The organism is Streptomyces sp. NPDC030893, from assembly GCF_055571535.1.
In genome coordinates, this window is record NZ_JBVIFC010000016.1 from 46,781 (window position 1) to 61,243 (window position 14,463).

Genomic DNA, 14,463 nt, shown 5'->3' on the forward strand with positions numbered 1-14,463 from the left:
GGCGAGCCTACCCGGTCCCCCTGAGCCGATCGGGTGACGCCGACCGCATCAACGCACTGACCTGCGTATCATCCCGCACGTCTGTGCTGTTTGGGACGAGATCGTTTCTCGACGTACATCCGTTCGTCCGCGGACTTCAGCACTTCGTCCGCCGTCATCCCGCAATGTGCCCAGCCGATGCCGAAGCTGGCCCCGACCCGCACGGCCCGTCCCTCGGCCCGGATGGGCTGGATGATCTCGTTGCGCAGCCGTACGGCGAGGTCCTGGGCGTCGGCCCGGCCGAGTCCGTCGGCGAGGATCACGAATTCGTCGCCGCCGAGCCGGGCGACGGTGTCGCCGTCCCGTACGCCGTTGCCGAGCCGGCGGGCGACCTCGATGAGCACCGCGTCACCCGCGTTGTGCCCGAACCGGTCGTTGATCGACTTGAAGCCGTCGAGGTCGCAGAAGAGCACCGCGAGCCCCTTGGCGCCGTCGTCGAACTCCGCGGCGGGCGCGACGGTGTGCACATGACGGTCGAACCCGTCGTACCCCTCGGTGTCCGGCGGGAAGTCGAAGTCGTGCCCGCGGTCGAAGACAGGCGGGCCGTAGGCGGCGTCGTGGGAGTCGAAGGACTCGAAGGGGTCCATGGAGTCGACGTCGGCCGGCAGCGCGTGCTGCGGCTGCTGCCGGCACAGCCGCGAGGCCAGCCGGGCCCGCAGCTCGGCGGAGTTCGGCAGTCCGGTGAGCGAGTCGTGGGAGGCGCGGTGGGCGAGCTGCAGCTCGCGGCGCTTGCGCTCCTCTATGTCCTCGACGTGGGTGAGCAGGAAGCGGGGGCCGTCGGCGGCGTCGGCGACGACGGAGTTGCGCAGGGAGACCCAGACGTAGGTGCCGTCGCGGCGGCCGAGGCGCAGTTCCGCCCGCCCGCCCTCGGCGGAGGTGCGCAGCAGGGTGCCTATGTCCTCGGGGTGGACGAGGTCGGAGAAGGAGTAGCGGCGCATCGCGGAGGCGGGGCGGCCAAGGAGGCGGCACAGGGCGTCGTTGGTGCGCAGGATGCGGCCGTGCTGGTCACCGCCCATCTCGGCGATGGCCATGCCGGAGGGCGCGTACTCGAAGGCCTGGCGGAAGCTCTCCTCGCTGGCCCGCAGCGCCTGCTGGTCGCGTTCCAGCCGGACCAGGGCGCGCTGCATGTTGGCACGTAGACGCGCGTTGCTGATGGCGATGGCGGCCTGGAAGGCGTACATCTGCAGGGCCTCGCGGCCCCAGGCGCCGGGCCGCCGGCCGTTGCGCGGACGGTCCACGGAGAGCACGCCGACCAGTTCGCCGGAGGTGCCGCCGCCCTGCGGGCCGGGCGCGTACATCGGGGCGAAGAGGCGGTCGGAGGGGTGCCACTCGTCCTCGAAGCGGGGCGCGGGCCCGTCGGTGTACCACTGCGGGACGTCGTCGTCGTCGAGGACCCAGCCCTCGGTGTGCGGTATGAAGACCAGGTCGCCCCAGCGTTCGCCCATGTTCAGGCGGCGGTCCCAGGACTCGCGGGAGCCGGCCCGTCCGGTGATGAGGGCCTCGGCGGCGGAGTTCCCGGCGAGGGCGGCGACCACGAGATCGCCGTCGGAGCGTACGAGGTTGACGGCCGCCAGCTCGTACCCGAGGGAGCCCACGACGCCGTCCGCGACCGTCTGCAACGTGTCCGCCAGGCTGCGTGCCGTGTTCATGTCGGCCATGGCCCGGTGCAGCTGCCGCAGCGACGCAAGACGGACGTAGGGTTCCGACTCGGACTCCATCCTCGCCCTCCCCCCGAGACCTCGGAGCGAATCAAGGGTTCTCTTCGGCGTATCGTCATACCAGCTTCCCCGCCACTGAATCACAGCGCGCTGCTCACTCGGTACACAGGGTCAACAATTCCTGCCCCTTGTGACTCAAGTCACAGCTAAACGTGAACAATTGCGTGGTCTTTCCGCGGTTTCCCCGCGCTTTTCCCGAACACGGTTTTCGCGGTGGTTGCGCGGGGTCCGTGCCCGGGGCGGGCGCCGGTCGGGCGTTGGTCCTAGGTCCCGGCTCCTGCCAGGGTCCGATGCGGCGCCCGTGGAGCGGAGATTAGCGTTTCCGGTGTGCTGAACACTCCCGCCGCCCCGGCCACGATCACCGTCCCGCCGCCCGCCCGGCATGCTGAGGGGGTGAGCAACGACGAGTTCCGCGCCGCCATGTCCCGTCTGGCCGCCGGCGTGGTCCTGGTGACCGCGCAGGAGCCGCCGCTGGACCCGGACGACCCGGGAGCCCCGGCGGGCGAGGACGTCGGCATGACCGCCACCTCGTTCCTGTCCGTCTCCCTGGACCCGCCGCTGGTCCTGGTCAGCCTGCGCGAGGGCTCCCGCATGGACGAACTCCTCGAGGAACAGCCGGTGTGGGCGGTGTCCGTGCTCTCCGAGAGCCAGCGGCACATCGCGGGCCGCTTCGCGATGAAGGGCCGCGTCAGCGACCGCCTGCTGTTCGCGGACATCCCGTACCTGCGCGGCGAGTACAGCGGCGCCCCGCTGGTGGGCGGCGCGCTGGCGACCCTGGAGTGCCGCACCGAGCAGCGCGTACGGGCAGGGGACCACACCCTGGTGATCGGCCGCGTCATGACCGCCCGTCTCCCCAGCGCGGACGGCGGCCCCCTGACCTATTTCCGGGGCCGTTACCGCCAGTTGGGCTGAAGGCCTCGTTCCCGCGCCCTGATAATTCCTTTCACCTGACGGGACATCCGTACCTAGGCTGCCCGGGTGACGACGACCACAGCACTTCGCATCGAAGAGATCACGCCGAAGAACCTCAAGGCAGCCCTCGGCATACGGGTCCGCCCCGACCAGGAATACGCGGTCGCACCGGTGGTGAACTCACTCGCCGAGGCATACGTCCACCCCGCTTCCGCCTGGCCCCGGCTGATCATGGACGGCGACCGCGCGGTCGGCTTCCTGATGGCCTTCCTCGACATCGACTGGCACGAGGACGGCGGCAGCGTCATCCGCTCCGGTCTATGGCGGCTGAACATCGCGGCGCAGGAGCAGGGGAAGGGGTACGGCCGGTTCGCCGTGGAAGCGGTGGCCGCGGAACTGCGCCGCCGGGGCGCGACCGAGTTCTACGTCACCTGGGAACCGGGCGACAACGGCCCCGAGAACTTCTACCTGACGCTGGGCTTCCACAAGAACGGCGAGGTGTCCGAGGGCGAGACGGTAGGCGTACTCGACCTGACCTGAACACGACTCCGCCAGCCCGGCTCCGCCGAACGCGAGAGCCGGCACAGCGCACCCCGAACGGACCCAGCCCCCACGACCCCGCAGTGACCCCTCCACCGAACCCACCCCCCAGGGGCGCGGGGAACTGCGCGCCCCACCCCCACAGCCCCGCAGCAAACCACCCACCGCACCACCCCAAAGGGGCGCGGGGAACTGCGCGACCAGCCCCCACAGCCCCGCAGCAAACCACCCACCGCACCACCCCAAAGGGGCGCGGGGAACTGCGCACCCCACCCCCACAGCCCCGCAGTGGACAGGCAGGCGCGCCCCGCGCAAAGGGCCGCAAACCACCCTCAGGGAAGCTGAGACCTCACTCCCAGCCCCGCGCGGAGCGCCCCCTCTTCCTCTCCGACCGCTGCTTCTTCTCCCGCAACCGCCGCTCATTGATCCCCCGCGGAACGCGCGTCGGCCGCCGCGGCTTCGGCGGAGCCGCACTCGCCTCCGCCAGCAGCGCCGCCAGCCGCACCGCCGCCGCCTCACGGTTCCGCCACTGCGAACGGTGCTCCGAAGCGCGAACGCTGATCACACCGTCGTGCAGCCGCCCGGCCAGCCGCTCCAGCGCCCGCTGCTTCCACACCTCGGGCAGGGCCTCCGTACGCGCGAGATCGAAACGCAGCTCGACCTGGGAGTCACTGGTGTTCACATGCTGCCCACCCGGCCCGGACGACCGCGAGAAACGCCACATGAGCTCCGCCTCGGGCAGCGAGACGGAACCGCGGATGACATGGGGACCGGACATGCCCTACAGGTTCCCGCGCCCGACCGGCCCACGTCACCCGAATAACAGGCACACCCCCCACGGAACCCGGCACGCCCCGCCCGGGAACCCGCACGAAACCCGGGTAAAGAAAGTAAAGCGAGCTGGAACCTCGCGTACCCCCCTCCACGTTCAAGGTGGTAGCTGTAGCTTCTAGCCGTACGTAAACGAGGGAAGGGACTCCCAACAATGGCTGTAAGCCTGTCCAAGGGTGGCAACGTCTCGCTCACCAAGGAGGCTCCGGGCCTGACCGCCGTCACCGTGGGCCTCGGCTGGGACGTCCGCACCACCACCGGCACGGACTTCGACCTCGACGCCTCGGCGATCGCGGTCAACACGCAGGGCAAGGTCTACTCGGACGCCCACTTCGTGTTCTTCAACAACAAGCAGACCCCGGACAACACCATCGTCCACACCGGTGACAACCGCACGGGTGAGGGCGAGGGCGACGACGAGGCGATCAACGTCAACCTGGCCGCGCTCCCGGCCGACATCGACAAGATCGTCTTCCCGGTGTCGATCTACGACGCCGAGAACCGCTCGCAGAACTTCGGCCAGGTGCGCAACGCCTACATCCGCATCATCAACCAGGCCGGCGGCGCCGAGATCGCCCGCTACGACCTGTCGGAGGACGCGGCCACCGAGACCGCCATGGTCTTCGGCGAGCTGTACCGCAACGGCGCGGAGTGGAAGTTCCGCGCCGTCGGCCAGGGCTACGCCTCGGGCCTCGTGGGCATCGCCCAGGACTTCGGCGTGAACGTCTGACGGACACCGCGTCCGCAACGGAGCCCCGGCCCGGCCTTCTCCCGGACCGGGGCTCCGTCCTGCGCCGCCCCCCGCACCGGCGCCCTCACCACCGCGCCCGGCCGTCCGGCCACCCAGCCGCCCGGCCACCCGGCCCCCGCTCAGGGCCGCTCCGGCCGCCCCTCCCCGTACAGCCACTCCTCCCAGATCCCACCGAAGTCCTCGTCCGGCGCCGACTCCTCCACGTACGCCGTGAACTCACCGGTGTCCGCGTTGCCATGACGGTGCTTCCGCGCCCACCCCCTCACCAGCGCGCCGAACGCCTCGTCACCGACCGTCTGCCGCACCTTGTGCAGCACCATCGCACCGCGCCAGTACACCGGCGTGGCGGAAATGCTCGCCGCATCCGGCGGTTCCGCCGGCGGAAAGGCCCACAGCGCCTCGTTCGTCCCCGCGTCGGGGAAGTACCGACCCGCGTACAGCGCGTCGAAGGTCTGCTGCGCACTGCCGCCGCCGTGCTCCTCCTGCCACAGCCACTGCGCGTACGTCGCGAAACCCTCGTTCAGCCACATGTCCCGCCAGGACCGCGGGGAGACGGAGTTCCCGAACCACTGGTGGGCGATCTCGTGCACCAGCAGTCCCATGTCGGGCGCGCCCGGAAAGACCGGCCGGTTCTGCGTCTCCAGCGCGTACCCGACGTCCCCGGGACGGTCGACGATCGCCCCGACCGAGGAGAACGGATACGGCCCGAAGGTCCGCTCCCCCCAGGCCACCACCTCCGGGATCCGCTCCAGGACCGCCCGGCTCGCCCCCACCTGACCCGGATCGACGGCCGTGTACAGCTCCGGCCCGTCCCCGGACTCCGTGTGCTCGATCTCCCACCGGCCGACGGCCACGGTCGCGAGATAACTCGCCATCGGCTCCTGCGTACGCCACCGGTACGTCGTACGGCCCGCCTTCGTCTCCTCGCCCTCCGGCTCCCCGTTCGACACCGCCCGCAGCCCCTCCGGCACCGTCACCGCGACGCTGTACGTCGCCTTGTCGGAAGGGTGGTGGTTGCCCGGGAACCACGCCATCGAACCCACCGGCTGCCCCAGCGCCAGCGCACCGTCGGCGGTACGCAGCCAGCCCTCCTCGGAGCCGTCCGGATCGGTGACCGTCTCCGGGGTGCCGGAGTAGCGGACGACGACACGGAACCGCGCGCCCCGGTCGACCGCGTCGCGCGGCCGGAGGGTCAGCTCCTGGCCGTCACGGCTCCACCGCGCGGCCGTGCCGCCGACGGTGACCGCCTCGACGTCGAGCCCTTCGAGGTCCAGGTTCAGCGCCGGGAGGTCCCGCACCGCCCGGGCGTCGATCGTCGCGGTGCCGGTGAGACGGTGGGCGCGCGGGTCGTAGGCGAGGTCGAGCGCGTAGTGGGTGACGTCGTACCCGCCGTTGCCGGACTCCGGGAAGTACGGATCACCCGCACCGGACGCTCCGGCCCCGCCGGAACCGGCCTCCGGACCACTCCCGCACGCGGCCAGCGACACCGCGAGCAGAGCAGCGACGACACCGCGCGAACCGGCACGGAAGCGTGAAAAGGGCACTCCCGGATCCTATGAGGGCCGACGCCGCGAGCCGTGACACCATCACCCACGTGCTCGACATCGGCTACGCCCTCTCCCACCGCTTCCCCGACCCCCCGCAGACCGACTACCGCCGCGCGGACGTCCACGCCCTGCGCCACGACCTCTTCTGCGGCGACATCTACCTCGCCGACACCAAGGCGGACCGCGAACTGTCCACAGCCTGGGGATGGGTGCCGGTGCTCGACTTCGCGTGGGCGCTGTGCGACATCGTGGAACTCCTCGACCGCGACCCGGCCGGCTCCCGCGCCTCCCGCCCCCAGCACGCCGAACTGGACTTCACCGAGTCCACCGACCGCCTGCTCTTCGAGCGCCGCTTCGGCTGGGTGGACATCGAAGCCGAGTGGCTCCCCGCCTCCGAGCCCCCGCTGACCTTCTCCCACAGCGAACTCCGCCGCGAGGCCCGGGACTTCCTCCACGACCTCATCGCCGACCTCACCGACCTCCACGACGACCTCGCCGACAACCCGGCCATCTGGACCCTCCAGGCCCGCCACCCCCGCCTGAAGTAGCCGCCCCCGCTCAGCCCTCCACCCTGATCCCCAGCTCCCCCGCCAGCACCGGCGCCAGGTCCAGCAACTGGGCCGTGCTGATCACCGCCCCCGACAGCCGGTCCACCCCCCTCGCGATCTCCAGCGACGCGGCACCCCGCAGGTCCACGTCCTTCAGCGTGGCCCCAGAAAGGTCCGCGCCCTTCAGCGCGCAGTCCACGAACTCCACCCGCTCCAGCCGCGCCCCGCCGAAGTCCGGCTCGACCAGCACACAGCCCTCGAACACCACGTCCTTGAGCCGGGCCCCGCGCAGATTCAAAAAGTCGATCTTCCCGCCCCGGACCAGCACCCGCTCCAGCCCCGCCCCGTGCAACTGCGTACCCCCGAGCCGCGCGTCGGTCAGCTCGACGTCACGCAAGGTCGCCTCCGCGAAATCGGTGCCCACACCCCGCACCCCGGCCAGCACCGAGTCCAGCACCCGCGCCCGGGACAACCGCACCTCGTCCAGCACGCACTCCGTCAGCGCGCAGTCCATGAAGCGCGCCCCGCCGCCGTCCTGCCCCGCGAAGTCCGTCTCCCGGAACTCCAGCCCGTCGTAATCCCCGTCCGGCTCCAGCCCACCCCCCTCCCACCGCTCCAGCGCGGGCAGCCGCAGCTCCGGCCGCCGTGCCGCCTTCACTCCCGGACCACCCGCCGCTGTCCTCACCATGACCCCATGCTGCACCCCACCACTGACAATCCACCTGACCTGCGAAAACCCCGCGCATGTCACATCCCGGCGTCCCCGCTCCGTCTCATCACCAAAGCCCGGAAGCGACCCGACCGAGGGAGACCCCCAGCCATGCACCGCATCACCGTCATCGGCGGCGGCTTCGCCGGACTCACCGCGGCCATCACCGCGGCGGAGGCGGGCGCCGAGGTCACCGTCCACGAGGCCCACCACACGCTCGGCGGCCGCGCCCGCACCGCCGGGGGCCCCTACCGGACGAACGACGGACCCCACGCCCTCTACAACGGCGGCCCGCACTGGACCTGGCTCCGCCGGCGCGGCCTCATCGGCCCGCTCGCCCCGCTGCCGCCCCTGGAGGCGACCCGGCTGCGCCTCCGCCACCGGGGCACCCTGCGCCGCACCCCGCCCCTCGCGATGCTGAAGCTGCTGCGCCGCGCCGCCACCCGGGCCCCCGTCGACACCGACTTCCTCACCTGGGCCACCAAGGTCGCCGGCGAGGAGGGCGCGCGGGCCGCCGCCCACTACGCGGCGGTCGCCCTGTTCCACCACGACCCGGGCTCCCTGTCCGCCGCGTTCGTGCAGGAGCGCCTGCGCCGCGCCACCACACTCCCCCCGGAGGCCCACTACCCGCGCGGCGGCTGGGGCGGGCTCATCGACCGGATGGCCGCCCGCGCGTGGAACCTGGGCGTACGGATGGAGACGCTGTCCCGCATCGACACCGTGCCCACCGACACCCCCGTGGTCGTCGCCACCTCGCTGGACTCCGCCCGCCGCCTCCTCGGCGACACCTCACTGACCTGGCCGAGCGGCCGTACCGTCCTGATCGACCTCGCCGTACGCACCCGGCGCGGCGACGCGTTCGCCGTCTCCGACCTCGACGCCCCCGGCTGGCTGGAACGCTTCACCGCCCAGGACCGCACCCTCGCCCCGGCCGGCGAACAGCTGATCCAGGGCCAGATCCCCATCGCCCCGCACGAGTCCAAGGCGGACGGCACCGCCCGCGCGGAGGAACTGCTGGACCTGGCCTACAAGGGCTGGCGGGAGCGGGTCACCTGGCGGCGGCAAGCGGTCGCGAACGGCCGCACCGGCGCCGTCGACCTGCCCGGCACCAGCTGGCACGACCGGCCCGCCGTCGACCGGGGCGACGGCGTCTACCTCGCCGGCGACCAGGTCGCCGCACCCGGCGTGCTCTCGGAGGTGTCCTTCAACAGCGCCCTGACGGCCGTCTCACTCGCACTCGGCCGGAACACCCTCGACCTCGAGCACGCTTGAGCCCGCACCCTGGAAGCCGCTACGCCGCCCACCGCACACCACTACCGTGCGAGAAGTGATCGACATCCCGGCGGAACTCGCCGCCGCCCAGGAGAAATACAACAAGGAAGCCGGCCGCGCCTTCATCGCCGCCCTCCCCGACCTCACCGCCACCTTCCTGGACCGCTGGAACCTGCGCCTCACCGGCACCCCCATGCACGGCGTCAGCGCCCTCGTCCTCCCCGTCGACCGCGCGGACGGCACACCGGCCGTACTCAAGCTCCAGATCCGCGACCACGAAAGCGAGGGCGAACCCACCGCCCTGCGCCTGTGGAACGGCGACGGAGCCGTCCGCCTCCTCGACCACGACGAACCCACCGGCACCATGCTCCTCGAACGTCTCGACGCCACCCGGATGCTCGCGCACCGGCCCGACGTGCACGAGGGCGTCCTGGTGATCGCCCGCCTCCTCGCCCACCTCCACACCACCCCGGCCCCCGACGGCATGCGCCACCTCCGCGACATCACCGCCTCCATGCTGGAACGCACCCCCGCCGCCCTGCACCGCATCCCCGACCCGGCCGCCCGCCGCATCGTCGCCGACTGCGCCGCCGCCGTGCGCGAAGTCGCCGACGAACCCGGCGACCGCCTCCTCCACTGGGACCTCCACGACGAGAACGTCCTCGCCGCCGACCGCGCCCCCTGGCTCGCCATCGACCCCAAACCCCTGGCCGGCGACCCCGCCTTCGACCTCTGGCCCGCCCTCGCCAACAACTTCGACCCCGACGACATCCTCTGGCGCTTCGACGCCATGACCGACGTCCTCACCCTGGACCGCGCACGGGCACGCGCGTGGACGTACGGCCGCGTGCTCCAGAACTGCCTGTGGGAGACCGAGGACGGCCGCCCGCTGGACGAGGCGGACCTGGAGATCGCACGTCGGCTGCACGGTCGTACGACATGAGGAATCCCGGGCAGGAACGGGTCCCGCCCGGGATCTGATGGAGCCCCCTGTCGGATTCGAACCGACGACCTACGCATTACAAGTGCGTTGCTCTGGCCAACTGAGCTAAGGAGGCACCGCGCGGCGCGCGCGAAGGCTGGTCCACTGTACACAGTGGCAGTTTCGCCGAGCCACGCACTTGTGGGAGTGGCCCCCCTCGCTCACTCCACGTCGTATTCGAAGGTGTACGGCACCTTCGTCTCCCCGTGCCGGTAGGTGAACCCGCCCCTGCCGCGCAGCCCCGTCAGCTCGTCGGTGCCCGAGCCCTCGACGACTTCCAGGGTGCAGTGGACGGTGCCGTCGCTCTCGAAGCGGCCGCGCTCCTCGAGGGCGAAGGTGCCCGCGCGGCCGTCGACGCGGCCGGTGAGGAGTTCCATGCCGGCGAAGCCGCCGGTCGTGTCCGTCAGGTAGCTGATCGAGTAGTCGCACGTCGTGGCCTCGGCCTCGATGCCGCCCGAGAAGGCGTTGGTGACCGTGGCGTGCGCGAGCCGGGGGAGGGTGCCCTCCGCGGTGACGGGCTTCTCCTTCCAGTCGGTGAAGGTGAAGTGGCCGGTGACCCTGGTGGTCGGCATGGGTGTCCCCTTCCGAGGTGACGGATGACGGATGCGCCTGACGGCGTCCCCCACCCTCCCCGCCGTACCTGACACCTTCTGTCAGGTACGGCCGGACAATGGCCCCATGCGTGCCGACCGTCTCCTCTCCCTGCTCCTGCTGCTGCAGAACCGCGGCCGGATGACCGCGCCCGAGCTGGCGGCCGAGCTGGAGGTGTCGGTGCGCACCGTCTACCGGGACATCGAGGCGCTCGGCGCCTCCGGGGTTCCCGTACGGGCCGAGCGCGGGCCGGAGGGCGGCTACCGCCTGATGGAGGGCTACCGCACCCGGCTGACCGGGCTGACCGACACGGAGGCCGGTTCACTGGTCCTGGCGGGGCTGCCGGGAGCGGCCAGGGACCTGGGACTGGGTGCCGTGCTGGCGAGCGCCCAGCTGAAGATGGAGGCGGCCCTGCCGGGAGAACTCGCCGAGCAGGCACGGCGGGTACGCGAGCGGTTCCATCTGGACGCGCCGGCCTGGTTCCGGGACGCCGACCCCGTGCCGTACCTGGAGCCGATCGCGCGGGCGGTGTGGGAGCGGCGGGGGCTGCGGACCCACTACCGGCGCTGGCGCGGCGAGGTGCACAGGGAGCTGGGTCCGCTGGGGCTCGTCCTGAAGGGCGGCCTCTGGTACCTGGTGGCGCTGGCGGAGGACACCGTACGCACCTACCGGGTGTCGCGGTTCCTGGCGGTGACGGACACGGGTGAGGAGTTCGTCCGCCCCGCCGGGTTCGACCTGGCCGCGTACTGGACCGAGTCCTCCCGGCGGATGGAGGCGGCGACACGGCAGGGGACGGCCCGGGTGCGGCTGTCACCGCGAGGGCAGAAGCTGCTGCCGATGCAGTTCGGGGCGGCGGGGGTGCGGGCGCTGGCGGACGCGGGGCCGGCGGACGGGCGGGGCTGGGTGGAGGTGGAGCTGTCCGTGGAGTCGGAGCAGGTGGCGACGGGCGATCTGCTGCGGCTCGGCGTCGAGGCGGAGGTGCTCGGGCCCGAGCGCCTGCGGCAGGCGGTCGCGGCGGCGGTGGCGGTGCTCGCGCACCGGTACGCGGGCGAGCGGTGATCGACCGGGAAGCCGCACGACCACACGCGTGGTCGAAAGTTTTCGCGAAATTCACAGCCCGGGAACTGCTGACAACCAGGTGAACGCCAGGTACCGTCCTGTGCCAGTTCACCCATGTGGACCTCACCACAACGGAACACCCGTCGTGGCATCACCTTCCTACTCGGATCGTCCGGCACGTTCCTGCCGGTAGAAGGGGACCATTCACCATGGCCACTGTCACGTTCGACAAGGCGACCCGGGTCTACCCCGGCTCCACGAAGCCCGCCGTCGACGCCCTGGACATCGAGATCGCGGACGGCGAGTTCCTCGTCCTCGTCGGCCCGTCCGGCTGCGGCAAGTCCACCTCGCTCCGCATGCTCGCGGGGCTCGAGGACGTCAACGGCGGTGCGATCCGCATCGGCGACCGCGACGTCACCCACCTGCCGCCGAAGGACCGGGACATCGCCATGGTGTTCCAGAACTACGCGCTCTACCCGCACATGACGGTCGCCGACAACATGGGCTTCGCGCTCAAGATCGCCGGCGTCAACAAGGCGGAGATCCGGCAGAAGGTCGAGGAGGCCGCGAAGATCCTCGACCTCACGGAGTACCTGGACCGCAAGCCGAAGGCGCTCTCCGGTGGTCAGCGTCAGCGTGTCGCCATGGGCCGGGCCATCGTGCGTGAGCCGCAGGTGTTCCTCATGGACGAGCCGCTGTCGAACCTGGACGCCAAGCTCCGTGTGTCGACCCGTACGCAGATCGCGTCGCTCCAGCGCCGTCTGGGCATCACCACCGTGTACGTCACCCACGACCAGGTCGAGGCCCTCACCATGGGCGACCGTGTCGCGGTCCTCAAGGACGGTCTGCTCCAGCAGGTCGACACCCCGCGCAACATGTACGACAAGCCCGCGAACCTCTTCGTGGCCGGCTTCATCGGCTCCCCCGCCATGAACCTGATCGAGGTCCCGGTGACCGACGGCGGCGTGAAGTTCGGCAACTCGGTGGTGCCGGTGCAGCGTGACGCGCTCTCCTCGACCAGCGACAAGACCGTCACCGTCGGCGTCCGCCCGGAGCACTTCGACGTGGCGGGCCCCGACTCCGACCTGGGTGTCGCGGTCACCGTGAACGTCGTGGAGGAGCTGGGCTCCGACGCGTTCGTGTACGGCACCGCGCGGATCGGCGGCGAGGCCAAGGACGTCGTGGTCCGCGTCGGCGGCCGTGACGTCCCGGAGAAGGGCAGCGAGCTGCACGTCGTGCCGCGTCCGGGTGAGACCCACGTGTTCTCGACGTCGACCGGTGCGCGCCTGTCCGACTGAGACCGGTACCGCTGAGGCGTCGTATTGACGTGAAGGGCCCCGCAGTGCGTCTGCGGGGCCCTTCACGTTGTCGACAAATACCCCGGCAATACGGGCATTTCGAGCGCGTACGTCAACACGCTGCCCGGAATCCCGCGTTCCCCGTCCCCCGTAACGGTGACGGAATGTTTCCCTTCCGCTACCGGGCGCTACCCTCACACGCGTGAAGCACTCCACTAACCCTCAGACGCGTCGCGGCCGGGGCCCTGCCCGTCGGATCGGCCGTTCCCTCGCCCTCGTCCTGCCCGTCGTCCTGGTGCTCTCCGGGACTCTCGCGGTCGCGGGGGTCAACTGGTCGGGAGCCCCCGCGAGTCCGGTGCTCACCTCCGCGGACACCGCCGCGTCCGGCGCCTCGTCGCGGGGCGGTGCCCGTGCCCCGCAGGAGGTCCTGCGGGACAAGCTGCTGGTCGAGCTGCAGAAGGAGAACCCGGGTGTGGCGCTCACCCATCTCCAGGAGGCGGTGAACGACCGTCCGTCCCTGGCGAAGCACTGCGCCTGGATCGCCCGCTCCCTGGGCCGGGCCGCGGTCCGCGTCTACGGCCCCAACCAGGCCCAGTCCTACGCCCGCCCCGTCTGCGACACCTCCTTCGCCACAGGAGTAACCACAGCCAACAACTGACCCCACCCCGCCAAACTCCGGCCCCCCTGCCGCCCCACGGCGGGCCCCAGGCTGCCGCCCCACTGCGGGCAATCGTGCCTCCCCCAGAGGAGGTGCCCCCAGGGCGGCACGGGTGGGCGGTGGGGGCACCTCCCGCTCGAGCGAAGCCGAGAGTGGGGGAGGCACCCCGCCGACGCCGGGCTGCGCAACATCCCCCCGGCCCACCCCGACACCGCGCACCGGCACCACAGACCTCCGCCGGCCCAGCGCCGCGTAAAGTGCCGCACATGACCGACCCACGTGCCGCCACCCGCCCCACGCAAGCCGTCATCCTGGCCGGCGGCCAGGGCTCCCGGCTCCGCCCGTACACCGACGACCGGCCCAAGCCGATGGTCGAGATCCCCGGCACGGGAACCCCGATCATCGGCCACCAGCTCACCTGGCTCGCCGAGGAGGGCGTCACCGACGTCGTCGTCTCCTGCGGCCACCTCGCCGAGGTGCTCCAGAAGTGGCTGGAGAGCACCGAGCTGCCCGTCTCCGTCACCACCGTCGTCGAGACGGAACCCCTCGGCCGCGGCGGCGGCCTGAAGTACGCCGCCGCGCACCTCCCGCACCCGGACGAGCCCTGGTACGCCACCAACGGCGACATCTGGACCCGTTTCTCGCTGCGCGACATGGCCGACTTCCACACCGAGCGGGACGCCGTCGCCACCCTGGCCCTGGCCCGCCCGCGGATCCCGTGGGGTGCGGTGCGCACCGACGGGTTCGGTCACATCACCGACTTCATCGAGGCCCCGCCGTCGACGTTCGAGATCAACGCGGGTGTGTACGTGTTCTCCTCCGCGTTCGCCGGTCTGCTGCCGGACCGGGGTGACCATGAGCGCACCACGTTCCCGCACCTCGCGCGTGAGCGGCGCCTCGCCGGGTTCCCGATCCCCCAGGGCTCCTACTGGCGGGCGATCGACACCGCGAAGGACCTGACGGAGGCGGCGAAGGAACTCGCGGCGCTGGGCCGCTGAATCCTTCCTT

15 protein-coding genes and 1 tRNA gene are annotated in these 14,463 nt (G+C 71.5%); 10 read left to right on the forward strand and 6 right to left on the reverse strand.

The annotated features are described in order from the left end of the window. Positions 1–68 precede the first annotated feature (68 nt). Complete coding sequence (gene cdgB, locus ACZ434_RS26200) at positions 69–1,757, reverse strand: diguanylate cyclase CdgB (RefSeq protein WP_468459942.1); 1,689 nt, start codon at positions 1,755–1,757, stop codon at positions 69–71. 327 nt (positions 1,758–2,084) lie between these two features. Here cdgB and ACZ434_RS26205 point away from each other — a divergent pair, with 327 nt between their 5' ends. Together ACZ434_RS26205 and ACZ434_RS26210 are read left to right on the forward strand one after the other, a co-directional pair. Continuing rightward, entirely contained in the window at positions 2,085–2,669 is a 585-nt protein-coding gene (locus tag ACZ434_RS26205) for a flavin reductase family protein (protein ID WP_468459944.1), read from the forward strand. A gap of 66 nt (positions 2,670–2,735) precedes the next feature. Then, positions 2,736–3,209, forward strand: coding sequence for a GNAT family N-acetyltransferase (locus tag ACZ434_RS26210; RefSeq protein WP_468459946.1), 474 nt, complete (start codon positions 2,736–2,738; stop codon positions 3,207–3,209). A 349-nt stretch (positions 3,210–3,558) separates the two neighbouring features. On the opposite strand, the gene arfB is transcribed toward ACZ434_RS26210, so the two are convergent. Beyond that, the gene (gene arfB, locus ACZ434_RS26215) at positions 3,559–3,987 is read right to left on the reverse strand and encodes an alternative ribosome rescue aminoacyl-tRNA hydrolase ArfB (protein WP_468459948.1); all 429 of its coding nucleotides are present in this window, start codon (positions 3,985–3,987) and stop codon (positions 3,559–3,561) included. 207 nt (positions 3,988–4,194) lie between these two features. Here arfB and ACZ434_RS26220 point away from each other — a divergent pair, with 207 nt between their 5' ends. Further along, positions 4,195–4,770, forward strand: coding sequence for a TerD family protein (locus ACZ434_RS26220; RefSeq protein ID WP_058924618.1), 576 nt, complete (start codon positions 4,195–4,197; stop codon positions 4,768–4,770). Positions 4,771–4,910: 140 nt separating this feature from the next. Here the strand turns inward: ACZ434_RS26220 and ACZ434_RS26225 are convergent, their stop codons facing one another. After that, a complete protein-coding gene (locus tag ACZ434_RS26225) occupies positions 4,911–6,335 on the reverse strand; it encodes a M1 family metallopeptidase (RefSeq protein WP_468459951.1) in 1,425 nt (474 codons plus the stop codon). A gap of 50 nt (positions 6,336–6,385) precedes the next feature. Here ACZ434_RS26225 and ACZ434_RS26230 point away from each other — a divergent pair, with 50 nt between their 5' ends. Next, complete coding sequence (locus ACZ434_RS26230) at positions 6,386–6,886, forward strand: hypothetical protein (RefSeq protein WP_468460168.1); 501 nt, start codon at positions 6,386–6,388, stop codon at positions 6,884–6,886. A 10-nt stretch (positions 6,887–6,896) separates the two neighbouring features. On the opposite strand, the gene ACZ434_RS26235 is transcribed toward ACZ434_RS26230, so the two are convergent. Further along, the gene (locus ACZ434_RS26235; RefSeq protein ID WP_468459953.1) at positions 6,897–7,574 is read right to left on the reverse strand and encodes a pentapeptide repeat-containing protein; all 678 of its coding nucleotides are present in this window, start codon (positions 7,572–7,574) and stop codon (positions 6,897–6,899) included. A gap of 132 nt (positions 7,575–7,706) precedes the next feature. Between ACZ434_RS26235 and ACZ434_RS26240 the strand changes: the two genes are divergently transcribed. Continuing rightward, positions 7,707–8,867: an NAD(P)-binding protein gene (locus ACZ434_RS26240; RefSeq protein ID WP_468459955.1), complete on the forward strand. Its 1,161-nt coding sequence runs from the start codon at positions 7,707–7,709 to the stop codon at positions 8,865–8,867. Positions 8,868–8,913: 46 nt separating this feature from the next. After that, positions 8,914–9,810 (forward strand): aminoglycoside phosphotransferase family protein, encoded by an 897-nt coding sequence (locus tag ACZ434_RS26245; protein WP_468459957.1) that lies wholly within the window; start codon positions 8,914–8,916, stop codon positions 9,808–9,810. A gap of 38 nt (positions 9,811–9,848) precedes the next feature. On the opposite strand, the gene ACZ434_RS26250 is transcribed toward ACZ434_RS26245, so the two are convergent. Both ACZ434_RS26250 and ACZ434_RS26255 read right to left on the reverse strand, forming a co-directional pair. Beyond that, positions 9,849–9,925: transfer RNA gene (locus ACZ434_RS26250), tRNA-Thr, on the reverse strand. Positions 9,926–10,010: 85 nt separating this feature from the next. Then, positions 10,011–10,421, reverse strand: coding sequence for a DUF3224 domain-containing protein (locus ACZ434_RS26255; protein ID WP_468459959.1), 411 nt, complete (start codon positions 10,419–10,421; stop codon positions 10,011–10,013). A gap of 106 nt (positions 10,422–10,527) precedes the next feature. Between ACZ434_RS26255 and ACZ434_RS26260 the strand changes: the two genes are divergently transcribed. The 4 genes from ACZ434_RS26260 (at position 10,528) to ACZ434_RS26275 (ending at position 14,453) form a co-directional block, all read left to right on the forward strand. Continuing rightward, positions 10,528–11,499, forward strand: a complete 972-nt coding sequence (locus ACZ434_RS26260) for a helix-turn-helix transcriptional regulator (protein ID WP_468459961.1) — start codon at positions 10,528–10,530, stop codon at positions 11,497–11,499. Positions 11,500–11,708: 209 nt separating this feature from the next. Further along, complete coding sequence (locus ACZ434_RS26265; protein ID WP_468459963.1) at positions 11,709–12,797, forward strand: ABC transporter ATP-binding protein; 1,089 nt, start codon at positions 11,709–11,711, stop codon at positions 12,795–12,797. Between the two features lie 202 nt (positions 12,798–12,999). After that, positions 13,000–13,455, forward strand: coding sequence for a hypothetical protein (locus ACZ434_RS26270; RefSeq protein WP_468459965.1), 456 nt, complete (start codon positions 13,000–13,002; stop codon positions 13,453–13,455). A gap of 266 nt (positions 13,456–13,721) precedes the next feature. After that, positions 13,722–14,453: a nucleotidyltransferase family protein gene (locus tag ACZ434_RS26275; protein WP_468459967.1), complete on the forward strand. Its 732-nt coding sequence runs from the start codon at positions 13,722–13,724 to the stop codon at positions 14,451–14,453. The last annotated feature ends 10 nt before the right edge of the window (positions 14,454–14,463 follow it).

Coding starts and splice junctions, on each gene's coding strand:
- cdgB (WP_468459942.1), bottom strand. CDS start 1,757: ATGGAGTCCGAGTCGGAACCCTACGTCCGTCTTGCGTCGCTGCGGCAG.
- arfB (WP_468459948.1), bottom strand. CDS start 3,987: ATGTCCGGTCCCCATGTCATCCGCGGTTCCGTCTCGCTGCCCGAGGCG.
- ACZ434_RS26220 (WP_058924618.1), top strand. CDS start 4,195: ATGGCTGTAAGCCTGTCCAAGGGTGGCAACGTCTCGCTCACCAAGGAG.
- ACZ434_RS26235 (WP_468459953.1), bottom strand. CDS start 7,574: ATGGTGAGGACAGCGGCGGGTGGTCCGGGAGTGAAGGCGGCACGGCGG.
- ACZ434_RS26240 (WP_468459955.1), top strand. CDS start 7,707: ATGCACCGCATCACCGTCATCGGCGGCGGCTTCGCCGGACTCACCGCG.
- ACZ434_RS26255 (WP_468459959.1), bottom strand. CDS start 10,421: ATGCCGACCACCAGGGTCACCGGCCACTTCACCTTCACCGACTGGAAG.
- ACZ434_RS26260 (WP_468459961.1), top strand. CDS start 10,528: ATGCGTGCCGACCGTCTCCTCTCCCTGCTCCTGCTGCTGCAGAACCGC.
- ACZ434_RS26265 (WP_468459963.1), top strand. CDS start 11,709: ATGGCCACTGTCACGTTCGACAAGGCGACCCGGGTCTACCCCGGCTCC.
- ACZ434_RS26275 (WP_468459967.1), top strand. CDS start 13,722: ATGACCGACCCACGTGCCGCCACCCGCCCCACGCAAGCCGTCATCCTG.